This is a genomic window from Halomonas sp. ND22Bw (assembly GCF_003011945.1).
GTDB classification, from domain to species: domain Bacteria; phylum Pseudomonadota; class Gammaproteobacteria; order Pseudomonadales; family Halomonadaceae; genus Halomonas; species Halomonas halophila.
In genome coordinates, this window is record NZ_PXWD01001672.1 from 1 (window position 1) to 240 (window position 240).

Here is a 240-nt window from a genome sequence, read left to right on the forward strand (position 1 = left end):
CTACAAGGTCTATCACGAGGTCTGCGCCGCGTGTCACAGCATGAACCTGATGCACTATCGGAACCTGGGCGACCGCCATGGGCCGTTCTGGAATCCGAAATACCCGAACCCGAACGACAACCCCGTCGTGAAGGCTCTGGCAAAGGAAGTGCAGGTCGGCGACATTGACAGCGAGACCGGTGAGGCGATCCCGCGCGACGCCACCCCGGCCGACAAGTTCCGCGCCCCCTATCCGAACGC

1 protein-coding gene is annotated in these 240 nt (G+C 62.9%); it reads left to right on the top strand.

Annotated features, from left to right (window positions below):
• Window positions 1-40 precede the first annotated feature (40 nt).
• Window positions 41-240, top strand: a 200-nt coding sequence (locus CVH10_RS23955; RefSeq protein WP_369336017.1) for a cytochrome c1, incomplete at its 3' end; no start/stop codon positions are given.